This is a genomic window from Roseovarius sp. MS2, assembly GCF_051447875.1.
Classification (GTDB): Bacteria; Pseudomonadota; Alphaproteobacteria; order Rhodobacterales; family Rhodobacteraceae; genus Roseovarius; species Roseovarius mucosus_A.
Window position 1 is genome coordinate 1,396,109 of the sequence record NZ_JBKHVF010000001.1, and the last position, 23,657, is coordinate 1,419,765.

The following is a 23,657-nucleotide window of genomic DNA, read 5'->3' on the forward strand; positions in this document are numbered from 1 at the left end:
GCCATGATAGCGCGCCGCCTCTTGCTCATTGCCCTGACCGCTGTTTTCGCGGCAGGCGCAGCGCAGGCCGAATTGGTGGGTGACGCAGAGGCTGGTGAGACGCTCTATGGGCAGTGCAAAGGCTGTCATGAAATCGGGAAGGGGGCCGAGGACCGGATCGGCCCCCATCTCAATGGCCTCTTCGGGCGGCGTGTCGCGTCGCACGAAGGCTTTGCTTATTCCGCCTCAATGCAGCGCGCTGGGGTTGATGGGCTGATATGGGGCTTTGACACGCTCGACGCCTATATCGAAAATCCCCGCGCGCTCGTGTCTAAAACCCGCATGAGCTATCGCGGCATGAAGGACGCGCAGGACCGTGCGGATCTTATGGCCTATCTGCGCCGCTTTTCTGCAAGCCCCGCAAATATCCCCGAGGCCGCTCCAACCGCGCGGGGCACGGATCATACCGTTGATCCCGCAATTCTGGCGATTCAGGGCGACCCCGAATATGGCGAATACCTGTCTAGCGAATGCGTAAGCTGTCATCAGGCCGATGGCTCTAGCGACGGGATCCCATCCATTACCCGCTGGCCCGAAGAGGATTTCGTGGTCGCCATGCACGCCTACAAAGACAAACTGCGTCCCCACCCGGTGATGCAGATGATGGCCGGACGCCTGTCGAACGAGGAGATCGCGGCATTGGCGGCCTATTTCAAGGACCTCGACTGAACCGAGGTCCATTCAGGGAGGACTGAAAATGACCTTTAACCGACGCAAGTTTATTGCCGTTGGCGCGGCAACCGCTGCGACCCTTTCGGCACCGCATGTCCTTGCCGATACCCACGGCAAGCCCCGTGTCGTGGTGATAGGTGGCGGATCAGGCGGGGCCACCGCCGCGCGCTATATCGCCAAGGACAGCAAGGGCGCGATTGATGTGACCCTGGTCGAGCCCTCGCGCAGTTATTTCACCTGCTACTTTTCCAACCTTTATATCGCCGGTTTCACCGAGCTAGACGAGATTTCCCACACCTATGGCACACTTGCAGCCAAATACGGGATCAACGTCGTGCATGACTGGGCCGTTGATGTGGACCGGGATGCCAAAACCGTCAGCCTCGCGGGGGGCGCGGTTCTGTCCTATGACAAACTGATCCTCAGCCCCGGCATTGATTTCGTCGAGGGCGCCGTGCCCGGTTGGTCCGTTGCCGCGCAGAACAAGATGCCTCACGCCTACAAGGCCGGATCGCAGAGCGAACTTCTCAAGACGCAGATCATGGCGATGCCGCAGGGCGGACGCTTTGCCATGGTCGCCCCGCCCGACCCGTTCCGCTGCCCTCCGGGGCCCTATGAGCGGATTTCCATGGTGGCGCATGTGCTCAAGCAAACCAACCCAACCGCCAAGATTCTGCTGGTCGATCCAAAAGAGACATTTTCGAAACAGGCGCTGTTCGAGGAAGGCTGGGAACGCCACTACAGCGGCATGATCGAGCGGGTCGGCCCGGATTTCGGCGCAACAAACGTGACCGTCGATCCCGAGGCGATGACCGTGGACATCGACGGATCGGTCGAAAAGGTGGACGTTTGCAATGTCATCCCGGCGCAAAAGGCCGGACGTATTGCCGATATGGCGGGCGTCACCGATGGCAATTGGGCGCCTGTCAATGCCGCGGATATGTCCTCCAAGGCGGACCCGGACGTGCATGTTCTGGGCGATGCGGCCCAACAGGGCGATATGCCAAAATCAGGCTTTGCCGCCAATTCTCAGGCCAAGGTCTGCGCCATGGCGGTGCGCGGTGCGCTGACCGGCTCCAAGGTCTTTCCAGCCAAGTTCACCAACACCTGCTGGTCGCTCATCGCCCCTGATGATGGCGTCAAGGTTGGCGCTACATACGAGGCAACACCGGAAAAGATCGCCAAGGTCGACGGTTTCGTTTCGCAGACTGGCGAGGATGCTGTGACCCGCAAGGCAACCTATGAGGAATCTGTCGGCTGGTATGCCGGGATCACCACGGACATGTTCAACTGAATACGCGCGATCGCCACTCTGAAAGAGGAGATTTCCATTGAAACGCACAGTTCTGGCTGGTGCTCTGGCCCTGATTTCGCTGCCCGCCGCGGCAGCAGAGCAGGCCACCACCTATCCCTTTGACGGCAGCTTTGACGATGCAACCTTTGCCGTCGAAAGCGCCATTGTCGGTCGCGGGCTGGTCATTGACCTGCAAAGCCACGTGGGTGACATGTTGAACCGCACCGGCGCAGATGTGGGCAGCGATGTCAAAATCTTCGACGCAGCGGATATCTTTCTGTTCTGTTCCGCCACTCTCTCGCGCGAGGTGATGGAGGCAGACCCCATGAACATCGCCCACTGCCCCTATGGTATCTTTGTCGCCGATCAGGGCGGCGAGGTCTTGATCGGCTATCGCAACTACCCAGAGGGCGAGATGCAAAAGGTGCAGGCGATGCTGGACGATATTGTTCAAGAGGCGCTGCAATAAGCGAGTGCAATCGGGCTGCTTCGGCGGTCCGATTGACGCATATCAAGGCGTGTAGACCCCTGACTTAATATCTGGTCACATCTTTCATCGCAGGGCGGCATATGCTTGAATCCTTGATAGACAGATTTGGCGACGGGGCGGTTCTGGCCATGGCGGGCGCTTTGGTCGGCGTTCTCTTTGGTGCCGCCGCCCAACATTCCCGGTTTTGTCTGCGTGCCGCCTCAATCGAGGTGGCAGAACGCAGGTTCGGGCCACGCCTCTCGATCTGGCTTATCGCGTTTTCGGCTGGTGTCGCCTCGGTGCAAGGGGCAATTGCGCTTGGCCTGCTTGACGTTTCAGAGGCGCGACCACTGGCAGCCACGGGCAGTATGTCGGGGGCCATTATCGGTGGCCTGATGTTCGGGGCGGGCATGATCCTTGCGCGCGGCTGTGCCAGCCGTTTGCTTGTGCTCTCTGCCACCGGCAACTTGCGCGCCATTATAACCGGCCTTGTTCTGACACTCGTGGCGCAATCGGCGCTGCGGGGTATTCTGGCCCCCTCGCGTGAGGCATTGGCAAGCCTTTGGCTGATGCCAGGGGGTGAGCCGCGCAATATTCTGTCACTCCTCGGTATGAGCCCGGGCATGGCGGCACTGATCGCGGCACTGGTTCTGGCGGCGGGGTGTTTTCTAGCGTTTCAGCGCGACGTGCGTTTCAGCCACGCCCTTGCCGCCGCTCTGGTTGGCTGTGCGGTGGGTCTTGGCTGGCTGCTGACCTATGCCATTGCCCAGACCTCGTTCGAGGTGGTCGAAATCTCTTCTGTTACCTTTACGGGCCCGTCCACAGATACGCTGATGGGATTGGTCAACAGCACCAGCCTGCCGCTTGGTTTTGGTGTGGGCCTTGTGCCGGGGGTGTTTACCGGTGCCGCCACCATGGCCATCCTAACCCGCGAATGGAAGATCGAGCGGTTTGGTCCCGACACCCCGATGGAGCGTTATCTGATCGGGGCTGCGCTGATGGGTTTTGGCAGCATGCTTGCGGGCGGCTGTGCGGTGGGTGCGGGCATGTCGGGTGGGGCGATATTCGCTCTGACTGCATGGGTGGCCGTGACCTGCATGTGGATCGGTGCAATGGCCACGCATCTCATGCTGACCGGGCGCGTGTTGCGCCCGGCCACATCGTAATTCCGCCTCAGGCGGCGGCCTTCATCAAGCCTTCATCGCGGATTTGCTTTTCCGCTTGATCGAGCGATATCCACGCCCGTTCGATCAGCGTGTCGATTTCGGACTTCGAGATCACAAGTGGCGGCGATATGATCATACGGTCGCCTACATGGCGCATCACCAGATTATTGGCAAAACACCGCTCGCGACAGATATAGCCTGCGGTGCCCGGCTCGGACGCAAACTTGGCGCGGCTCGCTTTGTGCGGGGTCAGCGCCAGCGACCCCATCATGCCGATAATCCGGGTTTCACCAACCATCGGGTGCTCTGCCAGAGAGTTCCACTTTTCTTGGAGATACGGCCCGGTGTCATGCGCCACGCGCTCGATGATCTTTTCCTCTTCGAGAATGCGCAGGTTCTCTAATGCAACGGCACAGGACACCGGGTGCCCCGAATAGGTGTAGCCGTGGTTGAATTCGCAGGCGTTGATCACCTTGGCCACCCGATCCGACACAAGAGAGCCGCCAATCGGCGCATACCCAGAACTCAGACCCTTGGCGATGGTCATGATATCGGGACGGATGTCATAGGTCTGGCTACCGAACCAGTTGCCGGTGCGGCCAAACCCACAGATCACTTCGTCGGCAATCAGGAGGATGCCGTATTTATCGCAAATCCGCTGAATCTCGGGCCAATAGCTGTCGGGCGGAATGATCACGCCACCCGCGCCCTGCACTGGCTCTGCGATGAATGCGGCGACGCGGTGCGCGCCCAATTCCTCGATCTTGGCCTCCAACTGTCGGGCGCGTTCCAGGCCGAATGCTTCGGGGTCGCTATCGCCGCCCTCGGCATACCAATGCGGCTGGTCGATATGGTAGATGTTGGGAATAGGTAGGCCGCCCTGTGCGTGAATGCCGGACATGCCCCCAAGACTACCGCTGCCCACGCTAGAGCCGTGATAGGCATTCTTGCGGCTGATGACCACGTTGCGCTCGGGCTCGCCCAACTGGGCCCAATAGGTACGGACCATGCGCAGGTTGGTATCATTCGCCTCAGATCCGGACCCGGCATAGAACACATGGTTGAACCCCTCCGGTGCCAGCTCTGCCAGCTTGGCCGAGAGCGCAATGGCGGGCACATGGCTCGTCTGGAAAAACGTGTTGTAGAACGGCAATTCCATCATCTGCCGCGCTGCGACATCTGCCAGCTCTTTGCGCCCATAGCCGATATTCACGCACCAAAGCCCGCCCATACCGTCGAGGATCTCATGCCCCTCGCTGTCGGTCAGGGTCACGCCTTTGGCTCGGGTGATGATCCGTGCGCCTTTGGCGCTCAGTTGATTGCCATGGGTAAAGGGGTGCATGTGGTGTGCGGCGTCCAGCGCCTGCAACTCTGCGGTCGGCATATGGTTGGTGATCATCGTCATGGCATTCCCTTTCCCGAATCGGTTCGGCCACGCATGCGCGACCCTCACTTCAAAAATATGATCAAATTATCCAGTGTCAATCGAATCAGTAGAGCGCGCCCGATCGCTCTAGGGAATGGCGAACTTGTTCCATTCCTTGGATCACGTCCTCGCGAATGGCGCGGGCGGCGGCCTCTGCATCGCGGGCATGCATCGCGGCGAGCATATCCTTGTGCTTGTCTGGCAGGTTCTGCGTGCCCATGCGCCCGCAAACCACGCGGAGCGATGGCCCAAACCGAAGCCAGAGCCCATCGGCCACATCAGCCAAAATAGGCGCCTGTGCGATTTCATACAGCCGTTTGTGGAAGCGATAGTTCAGTTCTAGGTAAGCGCGCAAATCACCGCGTAGAATCGCGCGATCCAGCTCGTCGTCCAGACCCGCAAGCCAATCCAGATCCTCTAGGCTCGCCCGCTCGGTCGCGCGCAGCGTCAGATAGGGATCAAGCCATTGTCGCGCATAAATCAATTCGCTGATGTTATCGGCCGTCAACAGCGGCACAGAGACCCGGCGATTGCCTTGAAATTCTAGCGCGCCCTCCGCAATCAGGCGGCGTATGGCCTCGCGCACGGGGGTCATCCCTGCGCCCAAACGTTCCGAGAGTCCTTGGATAGTTACGGCCTCTCCCGGTGCCAAATCACCAAACAAGACCAGATCGCGCAATTGCCGATAGATCAACTCATGCGCCGGAAGGCGCGTTAAATCCCCGTCGATCGTGCTGAATTTCTGTGCGGCGGTGGTCATCGGCAAGGCAATCCAATCAGGCATCTCAATGTCCGGCCTTGCGAGTTTAGCCTGTGCATGAAAACATTACCATATTGCCATGAGCGGAAATTTTTGATCAAATCCGCACTAAGGCAGACACATGCCGACCAACGGGAGAACATGATGAGAAATCTGATACTGACCACAACAGCCGCTGTCGCGCTTGGCGCTTTTGCCGCGCAGGCCCAAGAAGTAAGGGTGTATAACTGGTCTGATTACATCGACGAAGAGTTGCTGACAAAGTTCGAGGCAGATACGGGCCTCAAGTTGATCTATGACGTCTTCGACAGCAACGAGGTTTTGGAAACCAAAATGCTCGCAGGTGGTTCGGGCTATGACGTTGTTGTGCCCTCTGGCACCTTTCTGCAGCGTCAGATTCAGGCTGGTGCGTTCCAGAAACTGGACCTCTCCAAGCTTCCGAACCATGCCAACATGTGGGACGTGGTGAGCAGCCGCACGGCTCAGTACGACCCTGATAACGCCTATTCCATCAACTACATGTGGGGCACCACCGGCATCGGCGCGAATGTCGGAAAGGTCAAGGAATTGCTTGGTGAGGATGCACCGCTCGATAGCCTCGAACTGGTGTTGAACCCCGACAACATGGCCAAGCTGGCAGAATGCGGCGTGCACTTCCTTGATGCGCCCGCCGAGATGATCCCGATGGCCCTGAAATACATCGGTGAAGACCCCAACAGCCATGATCCCGATGTGATTGGCAAGGTCGAGGACGTGTTGATGGCTGTGCGTCCGCATATCCAGAAATTCAACAGCTCAGAATATATCAACGCGCTCGCCAATGGCGATATCTGTGTGGCTGTTGGTTGGTCCGGCGATATTCTTCAGGCGCGTGACCGCGCGGCAGAGGCCGACAATGGCGTCGAGATCGTCTACAACGCACCCAAAGAAGGGGCGCAGATGTGGTTTGACCAAATGGCGATCCCGGTCGATGCCCCCAATCCCGAAGGCGCGCATGTGTTCCTGAATTTCATCATGGACGCACAGAACATGGCCGCCGCGTCGAACTATGTCTATTACGCGAATGGTAACAAGGCGAGCCAAGAGTTTCTGATCGAAGATGTGATCGGCGACCCGGCGATCTATCCGTCGGAAGAGGCGTTGAACAACCTCTTCACAACCACGCCTTATGACGCCGGCGTGCAGCGGACCGTGACCCGCCTCTGGACCAAGATCAAGTCTGGCACCTGACCCGAACAGGATCATCGCCCGCGCAGGACTAGGCCCTGCGCGGGCACTCTCAAACAGTCGGGGGCAGGTATGGCACAAGTTGTTTTCGAGCCTTGGAATGATCCCAAGGCAAAGCCGCTTATCCAATTCAAGGGCGTGACCAAGCGGTTTGGTGATTTTACCGCGATCGACAACCAGACATTCGACATCTACGAACGCGAGTTCTTTGCATTGCTTGGCCCTTCGGGCTGCGGCAAGACGACGATGATGCGCATGTTAGCGGGATTTGAAAAGCCGACCGAAGGCAAGATTATCCTAGCCGGTCAAGACCTTGCGCCGATCCCCCCAAACAAGCGCTCTGTGAACATGATGTTTCAGTCCTATGCGCTGTTTCCGCATTTGTCGGTCTGGGAAAACATCGCCTTTGGTCTCAAGCGCGATGGCAAGCCAAAGGACGAAATCGCCGCCCGTGTTGACGAAATGCTCAAGCTGACGCGCCTGCAACAATTCGCCAAGCGCAAGCCGCATCAGATTTCTGGCGGTCAGCGTCAGCGCGTGGCCCTTGCGCGCAGCCTTGCCAAGGCACCCAAACTACTTTTGCTCGATGAACCGCTTGGCGCCCTTGATGCGAAACTGCGTCAGGCGACCCAGTTCGAGCTGATGGACATCCAAGAAAAAACTGGCACCACATTCGTTATCGTGACCCACGATCAAGAAGAGGCGATGACTGTAGCTAGCCGCGTGGCGGTGATGGACAATGGCCGTATCATTCAGGCCGACACGCCCGCGCGCATCTATGAGCTGCCGAATTCCGTTTACGTGGCCGATTTTATCGGCGAGGTCACGATCATCCCCGGCACCGCCCGCAAATCTGGGGAAGGGTATGAAATCGCCTATGCCGAAGGCATGACGCCGCTTTATGCCGAAACAGAGACCGCCTTTGACAATGGCGAGACCTGTCACATCGCACTTCGCCCTGAAAAAGTGGCAATCAGCGCCGAACAACCGGCTGACCGCCGCAATGCCGTGCAGGGCAAGATCATCGACATCGCCTATCTTGGCAATCTCTCGACCTATCACGTGGCCCTGCCCAATGGTCAGATGATCAAGGCGCAAACCGCCAATACGCGCCGCCTGTCCCGGCGTGGCTTTACTTGGGAAGACACCGTCTGGCTGTCGTGGACCGACACCGCCGCCGTGCTCTTGAAAGGGTAGGGGGATGCGCCGCTTTGCCCTGATATTCCTGCCATATATCTGGCTTCTGGCGCTGTTTCTGGTGCCGTTCCTGATCGTATTCAAGATCAGCCTGAGCGATATCGCCACAGCCATTCCGCCCTATACCCCAACCTTGGAGTTCTCGCAGGGTTGGGAAAGCATCAAGACGTTTTTCAGCGCGCTTGATTTTGACAATTTCCTCTTTTTGACGACCGATGATCTTTATTGGAAGGCGTATATTTCTTCACTCCAGATCGCCTTTTTTGCTACTCTTCTCACGCTGTTGGTTGGGTATCCGATAGCCTATGGCATGGCCAACGCACCCGATCACTGGCGCCCGACCTTGATGATGCTCGTGATCCTGCCGTTTTGGACCAGTTTTCTCATCCGGGTTTACTCTTGGATGGGTATTCTTTCGACGGAAGGTTATCTCAATCAGGTGCTCTTGAAGCTCGGCGTTATCTCTGAGCCGTTGATCATCCTCAACACGCCCACGGCGGTTTACATCGGCATTGTCTACACCTACCTGCCGTTCATGATCCTTCCGATTTATTCCGCGCTCGAGCGGATGGATGGTTCCCTGCTTGAAGCGGCCGAGGATCTTGGCTGTTCGAGAATGAAGGCGTTTTGGCTGATCACGGTGCCGCTGTCGAAGACCGGTATCATTGCGGGTTGCTTTCTTGTGTTCATCCCAGTCATTGGCGAGTTCGTTATTCCCTCCCTCTTGGGCGGATCGCAGACCCTGATGATCGGCAAGGTCCTGTGGGAGGAGTTCTTTAATAACCGTGACTGGCCTGTGGCCAGTGCCGTGGCAGTTGTTCTTTTGCTGATCCTGATCATCCCTATCGTGCTCTTTCAACGTAACGAGCAAAAACAGCGGGAGGCCGAAGAATGAGACGGCTCACATGGTTCAACGCCACCTCGCTGACGCTTGGTTTTGCCTTTCTCTACCTGCCGATGATCATCCTGATCACCTATAGCTTCAACGAGTCCAAGTTGGTCACGGTCTGGGCCGGGTTCTCGACCAAATGGTACGGTGAATTGCTCAGCAACCAGTCTTTCCTTGATGCCGCTTGGGTGACGGTCAAGGTGGCGGTGGCCTCTTCTACCATCGCAACGATCTTGGGCACTATGGCGGCCCTCGTTTTGGTCCGCGCTGGGCGCTTTTATGGGCGCACACTGTTTTCCGGTATGATCTATGCCCCATTGGTCATGCCAGAGGTGATCACTGGCCTGTCGTTGCTGCTTCTATTCATCGGGATTGGTCTTGATCGCGGAATTTTTACCATCATCCTCGCGCATACTACCTTTTCGATGTGTTTCGTTTCTGTCGTTGTCTCGTCGCGGCTTGTGACCTTTGATCGCTCTCTGGAAGAAGCGGCGCTTGATCTGGGTTGCTCGCATTTTGACGCCTTCCGCCTTGTCACGCTGCCGATCATCGCGCCTGCGGTTATCTCGGGCTGGCTTTTGGCATTTACCCTGTCGCTTGATGACCTCGTGATCGCCAGCTTTACTGCTGGTCCTTCGGCAACCACCCTTCCGATCAAGATTTGGTCGGCGGTGCGCCTTGGGGTGTCGCCCGAGATCAATGCGCTCTCGACCATCATGATTGGCATTGTCGCTGTCGGCGTGATTTCTGCCTCGCTGATTACCAAACGTGCCTCCCTGCGCCAGCAGGCTGACGAACGCGCCGCCGTGCGCGCATGAGTCGGGTATTTCCGGCCCATACCTATGGTGAAGGGCCAAGAGAGCGTGGCTATTGGCAAACCACGGCAGACCGGCCTGATTACCCTACCGCAGAGGGAACGATCACCTGCGATGTTGCAGTGATTGGCGCAGGGTTCACTGGGCTTTCCGCTGCTTTGCATCTTGCTGAGGCGGGGCAAGATGTGCGTGTGTTCGAGGCGCAGACGCCCGCATGGGGTGCTTCTGGGCGAAATGGCGGCTTCTGCTGCCTTGGTGGCTCTGCGGCGTCGGATGCCATGCTCCGCAAGATGCACGGCGAATCCGCGCGCCGCGAATACCGCCAGAGCGAGGTTGAAGCGGTGCGCTTGACCCGCTCCTTGATCGACACCCACGGGATTAGGCCGGATGTTCATTCCGACGGTGAAACGGTGCTTGCTCACACCGTCAAAGCCGCCGCAGGCTTTGCTGACCGCGCCGCCCGGATCAAAGCCGATTATGGGGTTACACCCACGCTGATCCCCGGCTCTGAGTTGACCCAAATGGGAATGAAAGGCCCGTTCTACGCGGCGCTTACGACTCCTCTTGGCGTGGCCCTCAACCCGTTTAAATACACAATCGGTCTTGCCGGTGCCGCAAGCCGGGCAGGCGCACGGATTTACGCCCACTCACCTGTGACCGGCATTCGACAGACCAACAGCTTTACTCTCACAACCCCAAAGGCACAGATCACCGCCCGCCGTCTGATCGTCGCCACCAATGGGTATTCATCGGACGATCTGCCGGGTTGGATGCGTGGGCGCTATATCCCCACACAGTCCAACGTCATCGTCACCCGCCCCCTGACCGAGGCAGAGCTGGCTGACCAAGGCTGGACCACGCGGCAAATGTGCTATGATGACCGTTTTTTTCTGCATTATTTTCGCCTGATGCCTGACAACCGCATGCTCTTTGGTATGCGCGGGGGCCTTTTCAGTTCGCCGGGATTCGATGTCCGCATGCATCGCACGATCCGGCGGCATTTCGAGGCGATGTTTCCGGCGTGGCGCCACGTCGAGACACCATATAGCTGGAATGGGCTGCTCTCATTGGCCCCGGATTTAACGCCCTACGCCGGGCCGATTCCGGATATGCCGGGTGCCTTCACCGGCCTGAGCTATCACGGCAATGGTGTGGCAATGGCAAGCTATGCTGGCGCGATCCTGGCCGATCTGGCGATGAACCGCACCACCCGCACCCTCTATCCCGAAATCATGGCCAAACCGCCGGGCAAATGGCCCTTGGGCCGTTTTCGCCGCGCGATGCTGTGGCCACCTTATGCGCTGGCGACACTCACCGGAGGCTGATCTATTCTGGAGTACGGGCAGAGCGCGCTTTGTTGCGCCTTATGCCCAATTGCCGCTCGCGCCAGATGATGAGAATTCCCGCCAGAATAACCAGTGATGCGCCTGTCAGCATGGCGCGCGTTGGCACTTCGTCAAAGATGAAATAGCCAATGCCAAGTGCAAACAGGATCGAGGCATAGTCGAACGGAGCCACTACGCTGGCGTCGGCAAAGCGATACGAGGAGGTCAGAAAGATCTGGCCCAACCCGCCAAGCAACCCCGCCAGAACAAGCAGCCCAAGCTCCGGTCCGGTCGGCATGACCCAGCCGAACGGAATAGTCAGAAAGGACAGCACCGTCGACGTGACCGAGAAATAGAACACAATCGCGCTGGTTTCTTCGGTCTGGACCAGTTTGCGCACATAAATCTGCGCAAGCGCCGCACAGATTGCCCCCGTCAGGGCCAGCATCGCGCCGACCGCTTGCACGGTCTCTACTGTTGGCCCGCTCAGTGCCGTCAGGCGTGGTGCCAAAACGATCAGCACCCCCCCAAGACCAAGCGCTACCGCGCCAATCCGGACAACGCCGACCTGCTCGTTGAGAAACATCGCTGCAAAAACCACAACCAAAAGCGGCGCGGCATACCCAAGCGCCGTCACCTCGGGTAGCGGCAGCATGCCCAAGGCGGCGAAACTAAGCCCCATTGCGGCTGTGCCTACAAAGCCCCGCCAAAAATGATTGAGTGGTGAAGTGGCCTTGAGCCCTGTGCGCAGATCCCCTCTCAGCGTCAACCACACGAGAATCACTGGGATGGCAAAGAAAGAGCGAAAAAACACGGCTTCGCCCGGCGGCACATGCGCCGCCGTGGCCTTGATCAGCGATGACATGGTGATGAAGAGCATCACCGAAATAAGTTTGAGCGATATTCCCGTCAGAGGGCGCATGGTCTTGGCTCCAACACCCTCTGTCCGGTGTTAAGCGTCGGTTTCTGCGGCCTTTCGGGGCAGCACCCAATCCGCGCGTGGGAAGTGACAAGTATAGCCCTGAGGGAAGCGTTTGAGATAATCCTGATGCTCTGGCTCCGCCTCCCAGAACTCTCCAACTGGCTCCACCTCTGTCACCACCTTGCCCGGCCAAATGCCGCTGGCCTCGACATCGGCAATCGTGCGCAGCGCTTCGGCCTTTTGCGCATCATTGCAATAGTAGATAGCAGACCGATAGCTGAGCCCGATATCATTGCCCTGCCGGTTCATCGTGGTCGGATCATGGATCTGAAAGAAGAACTCGAGCAACCGGCGATAGCTGATGCGCGCCGGATCAAAGAAAATCTCGATCCCTTCTGCATGGGTTCCGTGATTGCGATAGGTCGCATTCGCCACATCCCCGCCCGTATACCCCACGCTGGTTGAGATTACGCCGGGCAGCTTGCGGATCAGATCCTGCATGCCCCAGAAACAACCCCCCGCCAAAACAGCGCGTTCGCTCATGTCACATCCTCCACCTGATCGAGATACGCCCCGTATCCCTCTGCTTCCATGTCGTCACGATGTATGAATCGCAGGCTCGCTGAGTTGATGCAATAGCGCAAGCCCCCGCGGTCGCGCGGACCGTCTGGAAAAACATGACCAAGATGGCTGTCGCCATGAGCGCTGCGCACTTCGGTCCGGATCATACCAAGGGTGAAATCATGCAACTCCTTGACATGTGCAGGCTCCAGCGGCTTGGTAAAGCTAGGCCAGCCGCAACCGGACTCGTATTTATCCGAACTGGCAAAAAGCGGCTCCCCGCTTACGACATCCACGTAAATCCCCGGCTCTTTGTTGTGCAGGTATTTGCCGGTTCCGGGATGCTCCGTTCCGTTCTTTTGTGTTATCCGGAATTGCTCGGGGCTGAGGGCCGCGATTTTTTCCGACGTCTTGAGATATTGGGTCAAGTCTGCGCCTCCTGTGATAGATCCATGGTAACAGATGGATCTTCGCCGCGAAAATCAAATACCTGTCGTGGTGATCCGAAGCCGAGCGTGTCGCGTACTCTTACCAAAGCAGGAGGATACCATGCGTGTCATCGCGATCATACTTGCGTCCCTTATTTCGGTACCAGCCATGGCGCTCGATCTAGACGCGCCTTTTGGCAATATTGACGGCGGTGAAATTCGCCTCTCTGAGTGGGCGGGGCAACCTGTTCTTGTGGTCAACACCGCCTCGCGCTGTGGCTTTACCCCTCAATACGACGGGCTTCAGGCCCTCTATGATCAGTACCGTGACCGTGGCCTTGTTGTGCTTGCGGTGCCGTCGGATGACTTTAGGCAAGAGCTGTCGAGCGAGGCAGAGGTCAAGGAATTTTGCGAGGTAAACTTTGGCCTCGACATCCCAATGACGACGATCACCTCGGTGCGCGGCGAGGCGGTGCACCCCTTCTATGCGTCGGTTCTGGCCGAGACCGGTTTTGCGCCAACGTGGAACTTCAACAAGGTATTGATAGCCCCTGATGGCCGTGTTGCTGGCACGTGGGGCTCTACCACGCGCCCAACCTCGGGCCAGATCACGGAAAAGATTGAGGCGATGCTCAACTAACTGCGCCGTAAATCACGCGCAACTGATGCCGATTGCCCTGAAATGCAAAACCCCGGTGTTTCCACCGGGGCGCGCATTGGCGTGCAAGAACGTGAGTGATGGCACAGCCAATTACAAAACAACAGAGACCAGAGCACAAGTATACCTATCCACATGGATACATATCGCAGAAACCACGCCTTCATTCATGGGGAATAAATCAGGTTAAAGGCCCGTATGGAAAACCTTACCTTTGCGCCGCCGTTGGCCAGATTGAAAAAAGAGAGGCCCCAGTGTTTCCACCGGGGCCTCCTTTCACGTCTTGAGATGCCTTCTTACTCGGCTTCTTTTTCACCCTTCTCAGGCACGATTTCTTCGCCAGTGACTTGATCGACAACTTTCATCGACAGACGCACCTTGCCGCGATCGTCAAAGCCCAAGAGTTTGACCTTTACGTCCTGCCCTTCCTTGAGCACATCGCTCGGATGGTTCAGGCGTCGGTTCTCGATCTGGCTGACATGCACCAGACCGTCCCGCTTGCCAAAGAAATTGACGAAAGCGCCAAAATCCACAAGTTTGACGACCTTGCCGTCATAGACCTTGCCCTCTTCCGGCTCGGCCACGATCGACCAGATCATGTCATAGGCTTTCTTGATCGATTCCCCGTTCGGCGATGCGATCTTAATGATGCCTTCGTCGTTGATATCGACCTTGGCGCCAGACACCTCGACGATCTCGCGGATCACCTTGCCGCCCGACCCGATGACTTCACGGATCTTGTCGGTGGGAATCTGCATGGTCTCGATACGCGGTGCGTGTACGCTGAACTCTGCCGCGCCCGAGAGTGCCTTGTTCATTTCACCAAGGATGTGCAAACGCCCGGCTTTCGCCTGTTCCAGCGCCTTTTTCATGATCTCAGGTGTAATGCCTGCGACCTTGATATCCATCTGAAGCGAGGTGATACCGTCTGCGGTGCCAGCCACCTTGAAATCCATATCGCCCAGGTGATCTTCATCCCCCAGAATATCCGACAGGATCGCAAAAGAGCCGTCTTCTTCCAGAACCAGACCCATGGCCACGCCGGCCACGGATGTCTTGAGCGGCACGCCCGCATCCATCATCGACAGCGACCCGCCACAGACTGACGCCATGGACGAAGAACCGTTCGATTCCGTGATCTCGGACACCAGACGCACGGTATAGGGGAAATCCGTCGCCGGCGGCAGAACCGCCTGAAGCGCGCGCCACGCGAGTTTGCCGTGACCGATTTCACGACGTCCCGGTGCCCCGACCCGCCCAGCTTCGCCCACCGAATAGGGGGGGAAGTTGTAATGCAGCAGGAAGTTGGATTTGAAATTGCCGTGCAGCGCGTCGATGAACTGTTCATCATCGCCGGTGCCAAGGGTGGTCACAACCAGTGCCTGCGTTTCGCCACGCGTGAACAGCGACGAGCCATGGGTCCGCGGCAAGAGGCCGGTTTCGCATACGATGGGACGGATTTCATCCAAACGACGCCCGTCGATCCGGTTGCCATTCTTGACAACGTCACCGCGCAGAACCGTCGATTCCAGCTTCTTGAACGCCGAACCAAGGTTCTGATCCTCAAGCTGCTCATCGCTTAGCTTGGCCTTGATCGCCTCGCGGGCAGCGGAAATCGCATGGGTGCGCTCCTGCTTGTCGCGAATGGCAAAGGCGGCGCGCATCTGCTCTTCACCGGCTGCTTTCACAGCCGCATAAAGATCAGAGTAATCCGGCGGGGTGAAATTGAACGGCTCTTTGGCACAGTCTTCGGCCAACGAGATGATCAGATCGCAAACCGGCTTGAGCTGTTCATGCGCAAAGGTGACCGCGCCCAGCATTTCCTCTTCGGTCAGCTCATAGGCCTCGGATTCCACCATCATCACGGCATCTTTGGTGCCTGCGACAACCAGATCGAGACGCTGCTCGGGGTTGTTGCGCAGATCGTGCATGTCGTCGATTTCGGGGTTGAGGATATATTCCCCGTCCACAAAACCCACGCGGCACCCTGCAATCGGACCCATAAAGGGCGCGCCCGAAATCGTCAGCGCCGCAGAGGTTGCGATCAAGGCCACGATATCGGGATCATTCACCAGATCGTGGCTCAGCACGGTGCACATTACCAACGTTTCATGTTTGAAACCCGGCACAAACAGCGGGCGGATCGGACGGTCGATCAAGCGTGCGGTCAGCGTCTCTTTCTCAGAGGGGCGCGCTTCGCGCTTGAAAAAGCCGCCGGGCACCTTGCCTGCGGCATAGTATTTCTCTTGATAATGCACGGTCAGCGGAAAGAAATCCTGACCGGGTTTTGCCTCTTTGGCAAAGGTCACATTGGCCATGACCGAGGTCTCGCCAAGCGTGGCAATCACAGTCCCATCCGCCTGACGGGCGATTTTGCCAGTTTCCAGAGTGAGGGTTTCCTCCCCCCACTGCATCGATTTTTTCGTCTCTTTGAACATCACGTTTCCTAAGTTGGCCGGTCCGGGCGTATCCCGTCGGGCCCATTTGCATCCGGGGCCGCATTGCCCCGCGGCTTTTGGTTCTTCATCCTGCTCTCTCGGCAAAGCCAAACCGGGACAGCAATCGGATCATACGAAAACCGCGCCCTATTGGGGGCGCGGTATTTTGTCTTAGCGGCGGATGCCGAGGCGCTTGATGAGGTCCTGATAGCGGGCCTCATTCTTGCCCTTGAGGTAATCCAGCAGCTTGCGGCGCTGTGCCACCATCATCAAGAGACCACGACGACCATGGTTGTCTTTCTTGTGGGTCTTGAAATGCTCAGTCAGCGTGGTGATCCGCGAGGTCAGGATTGCAATCTGCACTTCGGGCGAACCTGTGTCGCCTTCTTTGGTTGCGAATTCCTTGATAACGCGGTCTTTTTCTGCGGCAGTAATCGACATCGGGGTCTCCTTGCATAAAAGTGTCGGGCACAAGCCGGGATGTCGTCCAGCAAGGTCCATGGAACACCCTTGGGACCGTGCCCAAAGGATACGCGCGTATAGGGGAAAATGCCTGAAATGGAAAGCGTGAATCGCGATGTGCCGTTTGTCTGCGGCTAGAGACCGCGGATCACTGGCAGAGCCTCGCGTGGCAAGAGCGCGATGTGATCAAGGGTCAGGCCCGTGGCATTGCCAATCGTCGCGATCTGGACCCCGTTCAGCAACACGGCTTGCGATGTCCCTCCCTCTGGCTCCGGTTCAAGGCTCAGGCTTGGTTCGTCGCCAGCCTGCACATCGTAAAATACGATCAGCCGGTCCTCTTCGGGTTGAAAATCAACGATTTCGACCGCCTGACCTTCTTCGATCCAATCCCCCAGCAGCACCGTATCGGCACCTGCCCCGGTGGTAACCAGATCGCCGTGACCAGCAAGGATAAGATCGTTACCGGAGCCGCCATTCAGAAAGTCGCGCGCGTCGCTGTCATCAAGCGTGGGCGTTGCGATGTCATCGACCAGCCCGACCAGCACATCATCGCCCCAACCGCCAAACAGCGTGTCCTGCCCGAGCCCCCCCTGCAACGTGTCATCGCCGATATCGCCATGCAGCGCATCGTGGCCCGCATCCCCGCGCAACAGATCATTCCCGGCGCTACCGACCAGACTGTCATCGCCATCGCCGCCAGAGAGTTCATCCGCGTCATTGTGGCCATAGAGAGTATCTGCGCCCTCTCCGCCAAAGAGGGAATCCATCCCGTCCCCACCATGGAGCGTGTCATCGCCGGCATCTCCGGAAATCCGATCATTGCCGAAGCCACCAAGCAGGCTGTCATCCCCTATGCCGCCGAAAATCGTATCGTCCGACCCCTGCCCGTGGAGCTGATCGCCACCCTCGGTTCCAGTCAGCGTCTCTGCCTCGGGCGTCCCGTTGATAATCTCGCCCATGCCGATAGGCGCATCGTGCCCAAAGATACCATCAAGCAGACGAGGCCCCTCGTTGTCACTCTCCGACTGGTCGCCCTCGTCCTCAGGCTCGTCGGTCGCAGGCTGAAGGCCGACGAACGCCGCCGCCCCAACCGCGACCATCCCCAAAAGACTCGCAAACATCAACATTGCACGCCACTCACTAGACCCGCAACGATTAGACGCCCGGCGTGCCCGTCTGGCAAATCTTTCCTGTAACCGTGGTTAACCGTCTACCGCCCCGGTGGCACCACCTCATAGCCCTGTTCCTCGGGCTCGTCGTCGACCATCTCGGCCGGAAAGCCGGGCGCACGAATGTCGAGGCCGGTCGCCTCTTCAAGTCGCCGAATGATGTCATCTGACTGCGCACGTGCGCCATAACGCCGGATACCGTCATCAAAGATCGAGATCATCAGGGGGGAAATTTCCAGCGGCACGCCTGCGTCATCGGCAATCTTTTGAAACAGGCCGATGTCTTTCTTCACCAGGTCCATGGTAAAGCTGATGTCGCGGCTGCCGTTCAGGATCACCTGACTTTCGGTCTCATGCACAAAGGACGTGCCGGAACTGATCTTGATGGCTTCATAAGTGGTCGCAAGGTCCAGCCCCGCGCCCTTCATCGTCACCATCGCCTCACACAGCGTCAGCAGATTGGCGGTCGCCAGATAATTCGTCATCACCTTGAGCAAAGAGGCGCTGCCGATCTCACCCGTGTGCAAGAGCCGCCGACCCAAGGTTTTCAAGAGCGGCAGAATCCGTTCAAACGTGGCGCGGTCGCAGCCCGCAAAGATCGAGATATTGCCGGTATCGGCCCGGTGGCACCCACCTGAAACCGGACAATCCACCGCCGCCCCGCCTGCCGCGATCACAAGCCCGCCCAAACGGCGGATTTCATCGGCATCGGTGGTGGACATTTCCATCCAGATCTTGCCAGGCCCGACCTCTGGCAGCATCTGCTGCATTACCGCATCCGACGCCGCAGGCGACGGCAGACAGGTGATCACCACCTCGCAGTCGCGCATCATCTGTGCCGGGCTTGTGGCTGCCTTGGCCCCGCGCGCGACAAAATCACTGACCAGATCCGCGTTCAGATCATGCACTGTCAGATCATGGCCATTGCGCAGCAGACTGCCCGACAGTTTGCCGCCCACATTGCCCAGCCCGATGAAACCGATCTTCATGTTTTTTTATCCTCTCCCTGCGCCGCTCTTTGGACGACTCCGCGCAGCCTTTTGCGATTCGGTTCCGAATTGCAAAGCCATTTGCGACAGTTTCAGGCAAAAGATGATCAGCGCCGCCGCAATGTATCGCCAAGGCTCAGCGTCGGCTCGAGCGTGATGCGCACCGGGGCACTATCCTCGGGGTTTGACGCGCGGGCCGCGATGATCTCGGCGGCACGCCGCCCGATCTCCAGCCGGCAGGCGTCCATCGTTGCAAGTGCCCGCGGCAACCCTTCCAACAGTTCGACGCCATTAAAGCCAGCGAGCCCCATATCATTGGGAATGTCGATCCCCTGCTCTAACAGATAGAGCAGCCCGCCCGCCCCAATCATGTCGTTGGAATAATAGAGGAAATCCAGATCCGGTGTACGCCGTAGCATCTCAGCGGTCATTTCCCGCCCCTTGAGAAGCGCTGATCCACCAGAGTAAAACTCGTGATCCGCCATCTCGATCCCAGCCTTGGCCAGAGCTTCGGTAAATCCCTCAAAGCGTTTGCGCGCTCTGTGGTCGAGTGGCATCTTGGTGCCCATGAACCCGATCCGCCGATAGCCTGCCTTGATGATAGCTTGCGCCATCTGCTGCCCGGCGCGCCGGTGCGAAATCCCCACGACCGAGTCAATCGGTGTGCCGTCCACATCCATGATCTCGACCACGGGAATCCCGCTTGCCCGCAACATGGCGCGGCTTGCATCCGAATGCTCCAGCCCTGCGATGATCACGCCAGACGGGCGCCAGGACAGCATTTCGTAGAGGACTTTTTCCTCTTTCTCAGGCCGGTATCCTGTCAGCCCGACCACGGGTTGCAACTCGGTTTCCTCAAGAACTCGGCTAATTCCGGTCATCACCTCGGGAAAAACCATGTTCGACATCGACGGAATGATAACCGCAACAAGATTGACGCGCTGACTGGCCAAAGCCCCCGCAATCTTGTTGGGCACGTATCCTAACCGCTTGGCCGCTTCGAGCACCCGTTGCCGCGTGCCCTCCGAAACATCGCCCTTATTGCGCAGAACGCGGCTTACCGTCATTTCAGACACGCCCGCGGCCTCGGACACGTCGCGAAGGGTCAGGGGATGTCTGTCATGCTGGGTCACGGAGGGATGTCCACAAGGTCCTACGCCTTTGTTACCGCGAACACCCTGACAGGATCAAGCTGCCTGCGTGAATCCACGGCAAAACACGCTGACAGGGAAATCGGACGATGACAAAGGCCCTCGCTCGCGCTAATCAGTTCCCCGCGTGGCCCCGTGGCTCAACAGGATAGAGCAGCCCCCTCCTAAGGGGCAGGTTGCAGGTTCGAATCCTGCCGGGGTCGCCATTTCCCATTTTCATGATATTTTTCCATGCAATTACAAGTGTTTGCGTGGGCGTGTCCCAATTCTGAATTTGTGTGTCCCATTCTAAGCACCCACAACCAACAATCTTACAATGCGGGCGCGATCCGCCGCGCGGGTATACCGTTCCACTTCTTTCAAGCTGATATGACCCGCCATAGCCGCGATCTGGTGGACAGTTTTACCCTGTTCCGCCCAGTAAATGCAAAATGCTTTCCGAAGGCCGTGGAGCCGCGCTTGCATACCTGCTTCTACCGCAGCATCGCCGAAAAGAGCCCCCAGACTTTCAGGTGTGTACGGTTTACCGCGCGTTGAAGTAATGAATGCTGGCGAAATATCTGGAGTACGACTGATGACAGCACGGAGTTCTGGTGTGACCGGAACATAGGCCGTCACTCCACTTTTCTGTCGCGTATACTCAATGAGACCATCCTTGATGTTCTTGCGCCCTAGTTTAGCCAGATCGACACGCGCCGCCCCGGTGTACAGAGCAAGATCAAAGATGAGCCGTTCACGCGTTCCCACTGCCCATGCTTTCATAAACGCAGCAATGTCGTCAGCATCTGCAACCAAGAACCCCTCAGATTTCGGTTTGTTCAGTTCAATCCCGGTGAATGGATTCTTCTTGATGAATCCGAGGCGGCGCAGGTGTTCAAAAACCGGCTTGAGGGCTTTGTATTCATTCACCGCACCGTGACCGCCTTTCGCATATAGAGATTGCTCAACCAAATCGGAGGTGATTGTCTTAACTGGTCGCGTTCCCTGTGCTGCACGATAACGTGCAAAGATTGCAGCGCGTGATTTACGTGTCCCTACAGAATACTTCGACCACCCCTCGTTACTGGACGTGTAGAGGTCCATTGCCCACGCAAACGTTCCCGTGTCCGGCGTCTCTGTATCTGGCGGCATGTCCTGCCATCGTGCCTGTTCTGCCCAATATGCCGCTTTCACCCTTGGGTCAGTTGGTTCAAGACCATGAACCCCCAGCGATTGCTCATTGCCGTTGCGGCGGTAGTAGTGGAACCACCGCCCCCGGCGTTTTCTTGAGCGTAGATAACTTTCTTTCTTCATGCTGCCCCCGAAAATGGCTTTCCGTCCCATTCAGATTTTACCGAGGAATCCTCGGGATATTCAAAAGTCACCCCGTCCGGCCCAACACCCCGAATGCGAACACCTGGGCAAAGCTCACGGGCGACTTGAAACGCCTCTTCAATCTGGCGCTTCGTCGGCATTGAGGGGGAGCGAGGGGACGGCACGTGGAGTTACCCCGCCGCGCCTGCTGGCATTGGCTTCCTCAGGATCATGGTCCCGTCTGCCTTGATCTCCACAATCGGCGGCTCACCATAGACAGCGAGCCATGCCGCCAGTTTGCGAGAAATTTGCGCTTTTGTCATGTCTTAATCCTTTTCCAGTTGCATTTCCCATTTTCGCGCAAAACCGTCACGAATCAACAGTCATGAACCAATGAAACAAGGCGCAGCGCACATGAATTGTGGATAACCTGCAATTCTGGCCAAATTTCACGTTTCCATACATAGGACCCTGTTTTGGGCCTTTACAAATCCCCGAACCGTTTTTTTTCTGAAACAACTCGGGGATTGGCTTTTTATTGGCCGCGCAGGCGCGGCGTCAGGGGACCACCGGTCCCCCACCGCAACCAGAAAACCTGCGGCGTTCTGCGGGCCGTGTCCTCACCTTCGGTTGCGGGCCGCACCACCCCTTGAACGTCTTGATTTTCAAGTTGCGGCGGTTCCCCCCCCAGCTCTCGGCGAGGGCCAGTCCGGCAAGAGAGACACGCGCGATGCGCGGCTCACTTGCCAGCCCGTCCAATTCTGGAAGGGAGCAAGAGACCGAGGGAGGCCACAAATGGCTAAACAATTCGATATTCAACAACATGTCACGGATTCAATCATTGAAGCGATTGAGGCAGGGACACCCCCTTGGCGTCAGCCATGGACAGGGAGCAAGGCAGCAGCCGGATTCCCCTTGCGTTCAAGCGGTGAACCTTATCGCGGGATCAACACGCTGATGCTGTGGCTGATCGCAGGGAAGGAAGGATATGCAAGCCCATACTGGTTCACATTCAAGCAGGCGAAAGCGGCGGGCGGAATGGTCCGCCGTGGGGAGAAATCCGCTTCCGTTGTCTATTACAACACCATTGAGAGAGAGGACGAGGCCACAGGGGAAGAGGTCAAAATTCCGTACATGCGGGGGTATAGGGTTTTCAACGCAGATCAGATCGACGGACTACCCGAGGAATTCTATCGTCCCGCCGTAGTGGAATCCCGCGATCTTGGCACCAGCGCCGATCCAATCCTTGATGCCTTCTTTGCAGAGACAGGGGCGCAGATCGAGACGACCGAAAAAGCGGAGGCGTTTTATCATCCAGCGCGTGACGTGATCCACATGCCGCCGGTCAGCACGTTTCATGATGCGGGCGGCTATTACGCGACTCTTGCGCATGAAACGATCCATTGGACCGGCCATGAGACCCGCCTAGACCGGCTGACCAAGGGCCGGAACCGGCAAGCCTATGCACATGAAGAATTGGTTGCCGAAATCGGGGCTTGCATGGCCTGCATCATCCTTGGGTTGACCCCGGATTTTGGGCAGAGCGGGGCATATGTTGAGGGTTGGCTCGAAGCCCTAAAAGGCGACAAGAGGTTCATTTTCACCGCCGCAAGCGCAGCACAGAAAGCGGTGGACTACATCACCGCTCATCAAATTCAGCAAAGTGCAGCCGCATAAGCGGCCCCCAAATCACAGGAGACATGGAATGACATATCAATTTGCGACGAGAGAAGAAGTGTTCACACGCGGAGACGCCGCGCTGGCAGCGGTGCGCGACATTTTCAATGGCGTCGAAGACGCAATCCCTGATCCGATCACGGCGGTTCAGGATCACTTCGGAGACGCAACGGAGATCGACGGGCAGTTCGCAGATATTTTTGCAGCAGCCATCGCAGAGAATGTCAGACTGAAAGCGGCGGCGCTGGATGCAATTGCAGCATGTGGCGACACGATGAAGCGCATCCTTACAGGTCAAGCAGAAGGGAAGGACATGCCGTTTTTCGCGCAGATCGAACAGGAATTTGAGCGCGCCACCGAAGGTGAGACCGCATATCATGAAGACATCGTGCGCTTGGGCGTTGAGATGATGATTGAGCGGCTAAGCTATCCACCCAAGGGTCGAGCGATGTACACACTGCATTTGGTGGAGTGAGCCTACCAAAGCCCGCCGCATAAACAACTTGCGGCGGGCTTTATGAGGTATGTCTCTAGGTGTTTCGATCCGTCGTGACAGAACCCGTGACGCGCTGCGCTGGCGTCACAGAACCCGTCACCGCCGGTCGACAATCTGCCAGATTGACCGGCCAG

General features: G+C 57.7%; 24 protein-coding genes and 1 tRNA gene. 13 read left to right on the forward strand and 12 right to left on the reverse strand.

The genetic code is table 11. The features are described from left to right. The first annotated feature begins 3 nt into the window (after nucleotides 1-3). The 4 genes from ACLGGT_RS06910 to ACLGGT_RS06925 all read left to right on the forward strand — a co-directional run bounded on the left by ACLGGT_RS06910 (nucleotide 4) and on the right by ACLGGT_RS06925 (nucleotide 3,640). Complete coding sequence (locus tag ACLGGT_RS06910) at nucleotides 4-708, forward strand: c-type cytochrome (RefSeq protein WP_008282796.1); 705 nt, start codon at nucleotides 4-6, stop codon at nucleotides 706-708. A gap of 28 nt (nucleotides 709-736) precedes the next feature. Further along, nucleotides 737-2,005 (forward strand): FCSD flavin-binding domain-containing protein, encoded by a 1,269-nt coding sequence (locus ACLGGT_RS06915; RefSeq protein WP_421999245.1) that lies wholly within the window; start codon nucleotides 737-739, stop codon nucleotides 2,003-2,005. A 37-nt stretch (nucleotides 2,006-2,042) separates the two neighbouring features. After that, a complete protein-coding gene (locus tag ACLGGT_RS06920) occupies nucleotides 2,043-2,474 on the forward strand; it encodes a DUF302 domain-containing protein (protein WP_437195416.1) in 432 nt (143 codons plus the stop codon). A 101-nt stretch (nucleotides 2,475-2,575) separates the two neighbouring features. Next, a complete protein-coding gene (locus ACLGGT_RS06925; protein ID WP_437195417.1) occupies nucleotides 2,576-3,640 on the forward strand; it encodes a YeeE/YedE family protein in 1,065 nt (354 codons plus the stop codon). 7 nt (nucleotides 3,641-3,647) lie between these two features. Here the strand turns inward: ACLGGT_RS06925 and ACLGGT_RS06930 are convergent, their stop codons facing one another. Continuing rightward, nucleotides 3,648-5,045 carry an aspartate aminotransferase family protein gene (locus ACLGGT_RS06930; protein WP_008282800.1) on the reverse strand — a complete coding sequence of 466 codons (1,398 nt, stop codon included), beginning with the start codon at nucleotides 5,043-5,045 and terminating at the stop codon, nucleotides 3,648-3,650. 85 nt (nucleotides 5,046-5,130) lie between these two features. After that, complete coding sequence (locus tag ACLGGT_RS06935; RefSeq protein WP_037298730.1) at nucleotides 5,131-5,826, reverse strand: GntR family transcriptional regulator; 696 nt, start codon at nucleotides 5,824-5,826, stop codon at nucleotides 5,131-5,133. Between the two features lie 141 nt (nucleotides 5,827-5,967). Here ACLGGT_RS06935 and ACLGGT_RS06940 point away from each other — a divergent pair, with 141 nt between their 5' ends. From ACLGGT_RS06940 to ACLGGT_RS06960, 5 genes are all read left to right on the forward strand, one after another. Beyond that, nucleotides 5,968-7,056 (forward strand): polyamine ABC transporter substrate-binding protein, encoded by a 1,089-nt coding sequence (locus tag ACLGGT_RS06940; protein ID WP_008282802.1) that lies wholly within the window; start codon nucleotides 5,968-5,970, stop codon nucleotides 7,054-7,056. A 69-nt stretch (nucleotides 7,057-7,125) separates the two neighbouring features. Then, nucleotides 7,126-8,250, forward strand: coding sequence for an ABC transporter ATP-binding protein (locus ACLGGT_RS06945; protein WP_151977604.1), 1,125 nt, complete (start codon nucleotides 7,126-7,128; stop codon nucleotides 8,248-8,250). Between the two features lie 4 nt (nucleotides 8,251-8,254). Further along, on the forward strand, nucleotides 8,255-9,145 hold the full coding sequence (locus tag ACLGGT_RS06950; protein WP_008282804.1) for an ABC transporter permease subunit: 891 nt from the start codon (nucleotides 8,255-8,257) through the stop codon (nucleotides 9,143-9,145). Next, entirely contained in the window at nucleotides 9,142-9,957 is an 816-nt protein-coding gene (locus tag ACLGGT_RS06955; protein ID WP_008282805.1) for an ABC transporter permease, read from the forward strand. Before ACLGGT_RS06950 ends, ACLGGT_RS06955 begins: the two co-directional genes overlap by 4 nt. Next, entirely contained in the window at nucleotides 9,954-11,279 is a 1,326-nt protein-coding gene (locus tag ACLGGT_RS06960; RefSeq protein ID WP_437195418.1) for an NAD(P)/FAD-dependent oxidoreductase, read from the forward strand. Before ACLGGT_RS06955 ends, ACLGGT_RS06960 begins: the two co-directional genes overlap by 4 nt. Nucleotide 11,280: 1 nt before the next feature. Here ACLGGT_RS06960 and ACLGGT_RS06965 read toward each other — a convergent pair whose 3' ends face one another. The 3 genes from ACLGGT_RS06965 to msrB are packed head-to-tail and all read right to left on the reverse strand — an operon-like array spanning nucleotide 11,281 to nucleotide 13,190. After that, nucleotides 11,281-12,201, reverse strand: a complete 921-nt coding sequence (locus ACLGGT_RS06965; RefSeq protein WP_081507213.1) for a DMT family transporter — start codon at nucleotides 12,199-12,201, stop codon at nucleotides 11,281-11,283. Between the two features lie 30 nt (nucleotides 12,202-12,231). Continuing rightward, complete coding sequence (gene msrA / locus ACLGGT_RS06970; RefSeq protein WP_008282808.1) at nucleotides 12,232-12,744, reverse strand: peptide-methionine (S)-S-oxide reductase MsrA; 513 nt, start codon at nucleotides 12,742-12,744, stop codon at nucleotides 12,232-12,234. After that, nucleotides 12,741-13,190 carry a peptide-methionine (R)-S-oxide reductase MsrB gene (msrB, locus tag ACLGGT_RS06975; RefSeq protein ID WP_008282809.1) on the reverse strand — a complete coding sequence of 150 codons (450 nt, stop codon included), beginning with the start codon at nucleotides 13,188-13,190 and terminating at the stop codon, nucleotides 12,741-12,743. The genes msrA and msrB overlap by 4 nt, the downstream gene beginning before the upstream one ends. Nucleotides 13,191-13,311: 121 nt before the next feature. On the opposite strand from msrB, the gene ACLGGT_RS06980 reads away from it, so the two are divergent. Then, complete coding sequence (locus ACLGGT_RS06980) at nucleotides 13,312-13,830, forward strand: glutathione peroxidase (protein ID WP_037298677.1); 519 nt, start codon at nucleotides 13,312-13,314, stop codon at nucleotides 13,828-13,830. Nucleotides 13,831-14,144: 314 nt separating this feature from the next. On the opposite strand, the gene pnp is transcribed toward ACLGGT_RS06980, so the two are convergent. From pnp to ACLGGT_RS07005, 5 genes are all read right to left on the reverse strand, one after another. After that, the gene (pnp, locus tag ACLGGT_RS06985) at nucleotides 14,145-16,286 is read right to left on the reverse strand and encodes a polyribonucleotide nucleotidyltransferase (RefSeq protein ID WP_008282811.1); all 2,142 of its coding nucleotides are present in this window, start codon (nucleotides 16,284-16,286) and stop codon (nucleotides 14,145-14,147) included. 171 nt (nucleotides 16,287-16,457) lie between these two features. Continuing rightward, a complete protein-coding gene (gene rpsO, locus ACLGGT_RS06990; RefSeq protein ID WP_008282812.1) occupies nucleotides 16,458-16,727 on the reverse strand; it encodes a 30S ribosomal protein S15 in 270 nt (89 codons plus the stop codon). 155 nt (nucleotides 16,728-16,882) lie between these two features. Continuing rightward, nucleotides 16,883-17,875 carry a calcium-binding protein gene (locus ACLGGT_RS06995; RefSeq protein ID WP_437195419.1) on the reverse strand — a complete coding sequence of 331 codons (993 nt, stop codon included), beginning with the start codon at nucleotides 17,873-17,875 and terminating at the stop codon, nucleotides 16,883-16,885. An 83-nt stretch (nucleotides 17,876-17,958) separates the two neighbouring features. After that, entirely contained in the window at nucleotides 17,959-18,906 is a 948-nt protein-coding gene (locus ACLGGT_RS07000; RefSeq protein WP_008282814.1) for an NAD(P)-dependent oxidoreductase, read from the reverse strand. Between the two features lie 107 nt (nucleotides 18,907-19,013). Continuing rightward, complete coding sequence (locus ACLGGT_RS07005) at nucleotides 19,014-20,039, reverse strand: LacI family DNA-binding transcriptional regulator (RefSeq protein ID WP_008282815.1); 1,026 nt, start codon at nucleotides 20,037-20,039, stop codon at nucleotides 19,014-19,016. Nucleotides 20,040-20,186: 147 nt separating this feature from the next. Between ACLGGT_RS07005 and ACLGGT_RS07010 the strand changes: the two genes are divergently transcribed. Continuing rightward, nucleotides 20,187-20,263 (forward strand) — tRNA-Arg (locus ACLGGT_RS07010). An 82-nt stretch (nucleotides 20,264-20,345) separates the two neighbouring features. Here ACLGGT_RS07010 and ACLGGT_RS07015 read toward each other — a convergent pair. Together ACLGGT_RS07015 and ACLGGT_RS07020 are read right to left on the reverse strand one after the other, a co-directional pair. Further along, nucleotides 20,346-21,350, reverse strand: coding sequence for a tyrosine-type recombinase/integrase (locus ACLGGT_RS07015; RefSeq protein WP_437195420.1), 1,005 nt, complete (start codon nucleotides 21,348-21,350; stop codon nucleotides 20,346-20,348). Between the two features lie 191 nt (nucleotides 21,351-21,541). Beyond that, complete coding sequence (locus ACLGGT_RS07020) at nucleotides 21,542-21,673, reverse strand: hypothetical protein (RefSeq protein ID WP_437195421.1); 132 nt, start codon at nucleotides 21,671-21,673, stop codon at nucleotides 21,542-21,544. A gap of 472 nt (nucleotides 21,674-22,145) precedes the next feature. Between ACLGGT_RS07020 and ACLGGT_RS07025 the strand changes: the two genes are divergently transcribed. Next, nucleotides 22,146-23,027 carry an ArdC family protein gene (locus tag ACLGGT_RS07025; RefSeq protein ID WP_437195422.1) on the forward strand — a complete coding sequence of 294 codons (882 nt, stop codon included), beginning with the start codon at nucleotides 22,146-22,148 and terminating at the stop codon, nucleotides 23,025-23,027. 28 nt (nucleotides 23,028-23,055) lie between these two features. After that, nucleotides 23,056-23,502, forward strand: coding sequence for a hypothetical protein (locus ACLGGT_RS07030; RefSeq protein ID WP_437195423.1), 447 nt, complete (start codon nucleotides 23,056-23,058; stop codon nucleotides 23,500-23,502). The last annotated feature ends 155 nt before the right edge of the window (nucleotides 23,503-23,657 follow it).

What these genes read in the sequence shown, in the direction of transcription:
- ACLGGT_RS06910 (WP_008282796.1), top strand. Translation starts at nt 4, where the DNA reads ATGATAGCGCGCCGCCTCTTGCTCATTGCCCTGACCGCTGTTTTCGCG.
- ACLGGT_RS06915 (WP_421999245.1), top strand. Translation starts at nt 737, where the DNA reads ATGACCTTTAACCGACGCAAGTTTATTGCCGTTGGCGCGGCAACCGCT.
- ACLGGT_RS06925 (WP_437195417.1), top strand. Translation starts at nt 2,576, where the DNA reads ATGCTTGAATCCTTGATAGACAGATTTGGCGACGGGGCGGTTCTGGCC.
- ACLGGT_RS06930 (WP_008282800.1), bottom strand. Translation starts at nt 5,045, where the DNA reads ATGACGATGATCACCAACCATATGCCGACCGCAGAGTTGCAGGCGCTG.
- ACLGGT_RS06935 (WP_037298730.1), bottom strand. Translation starts at nt 5,826, where the DNA reads ATGACCACCGCCGCACAGAAATTCAGCACGATCGACGGGGATTTAACG.
- ACLGGT_RS06940 (WP_008282802.1), top strand. Translation starts at nt 5,968, where the DNA reads ATGATGAGAAATCTGATACTGACCACAACAGCCGCTGTCGCGCTTGGC.
- ACLGGT_RS06945 (WP_151977604.1), top strand. Translation starts at nt 7,126, where the DNA reads ATGGCACAAGTTGTTTTCGAGCCTTGGAATGATCCCAAGGCAAAGCCG.
- ACLGGT_RS06950 (WP_008282804.1), top strand. Translation starts at nt 8,255, where the DNA reads ATGCGCCGCTTTGCCCTGATATTCCTGCCATATATCTGGCTTCTGGCG.
- ACLGGT_RS06955 (WP_008282805.1), top strand. Translation starts at nt 9,142, where the DNA reads ATGAGACGGCTCACATGGTTCAACGCCACCTCGCTGACGCTTGGTTTT.
- ACLGGT_RS06960 (WP_437195418.1), top strand. Translation starts at nt 9,954, where the DNA reads ATGAGTCGGGTATTTCCGGCCCATACCTATGGTGAAGGGCCAAGAGAG.
- ACLGGT_RS06965 (WP_081507213.1), bottom strand. Translation starts at nt 12,201, where the DNA reads ATGCGCCCTCTGACGGGAATATCGCTCAAACTTATTTCGGTGATGCTC.
- msrA (WP_008282808.1), bottom strand. Translation starts at nt 12,744, where the DNA reads ATGAGCGAACGCGCTGTTTTGGCGGGGGGTTGTTTCTGGGGCATGCAG.
- ACLGGT_RS06980 (WP_037298677.1), top strand. Translation starts at nt 13,312, where the DNA reads ATGCGTGTCATCGCGATCATACTTGCGTCCCTTATTTCGGTACCAGCC.
- pnp (WP_008282811.1), bottom strand. Translation starts at nt 16,286, where the DNA reads ATGTTCAAAGAGACGAAAAAATCGATGCAGTGGGGGGAGGAAACCCTC.
- rpsO (WP_008282812.1), bottom strand. Translation starts at nt 16,727, where the DNA reads ATGTCGATTACTGCCGCAGAAAAAGACCGCGTTATCAAGGAATTCGCA.
- ACLGGT_RS06995 (WP_437195419.1), bottom strand. Translation starts at nt 17,875, where the DNA reads ATGTTGATGTTTGCGAGTCTTTTGGGGATGGTCGCGGTTGGGGCGGCG.
- ACLGGT_RS07000 (WP_008282814.1), bottom strand. Translation starts at nt 18,906, where the DNA reads ATGAAGATCGGTTTCATCGGGCTGGGCAATGTGGGCGGCAAACTGTCG.
- ACLGGT_RS07015 (WP_437195420.1), bottom strand. Translation starts at nt 21,350, where the DNA reads ATGAAGAAAGAAAGTTATCTACGCTCAAGAAAACGCCGGGGGCGGTGG.
- ACLGGT_RS07020 (WP_437195421.1), bottom strand. Translation starts at nt 21,673, where the DNA reads ATGACAAAAGCGCAAATTTCTCGCAAACTGGCGGCATGGCTCGCTGTC.
- ACLGGT_RS07025 (WP_437195422.1), top strand. Translation starts at nt 22,146, where the DNA reads ATGGCTAAACAATTCGATATTCAACAACATGTCACGGATTCAATCATT.
- ACLGGT_RS07030 (WP_437195423.1), top strand. Translation starts at nt 23,056, where the DNA reads ATGACATATCAATTTGCGACGAGAGAAGAAGTGTTCACACGCGGAGAC.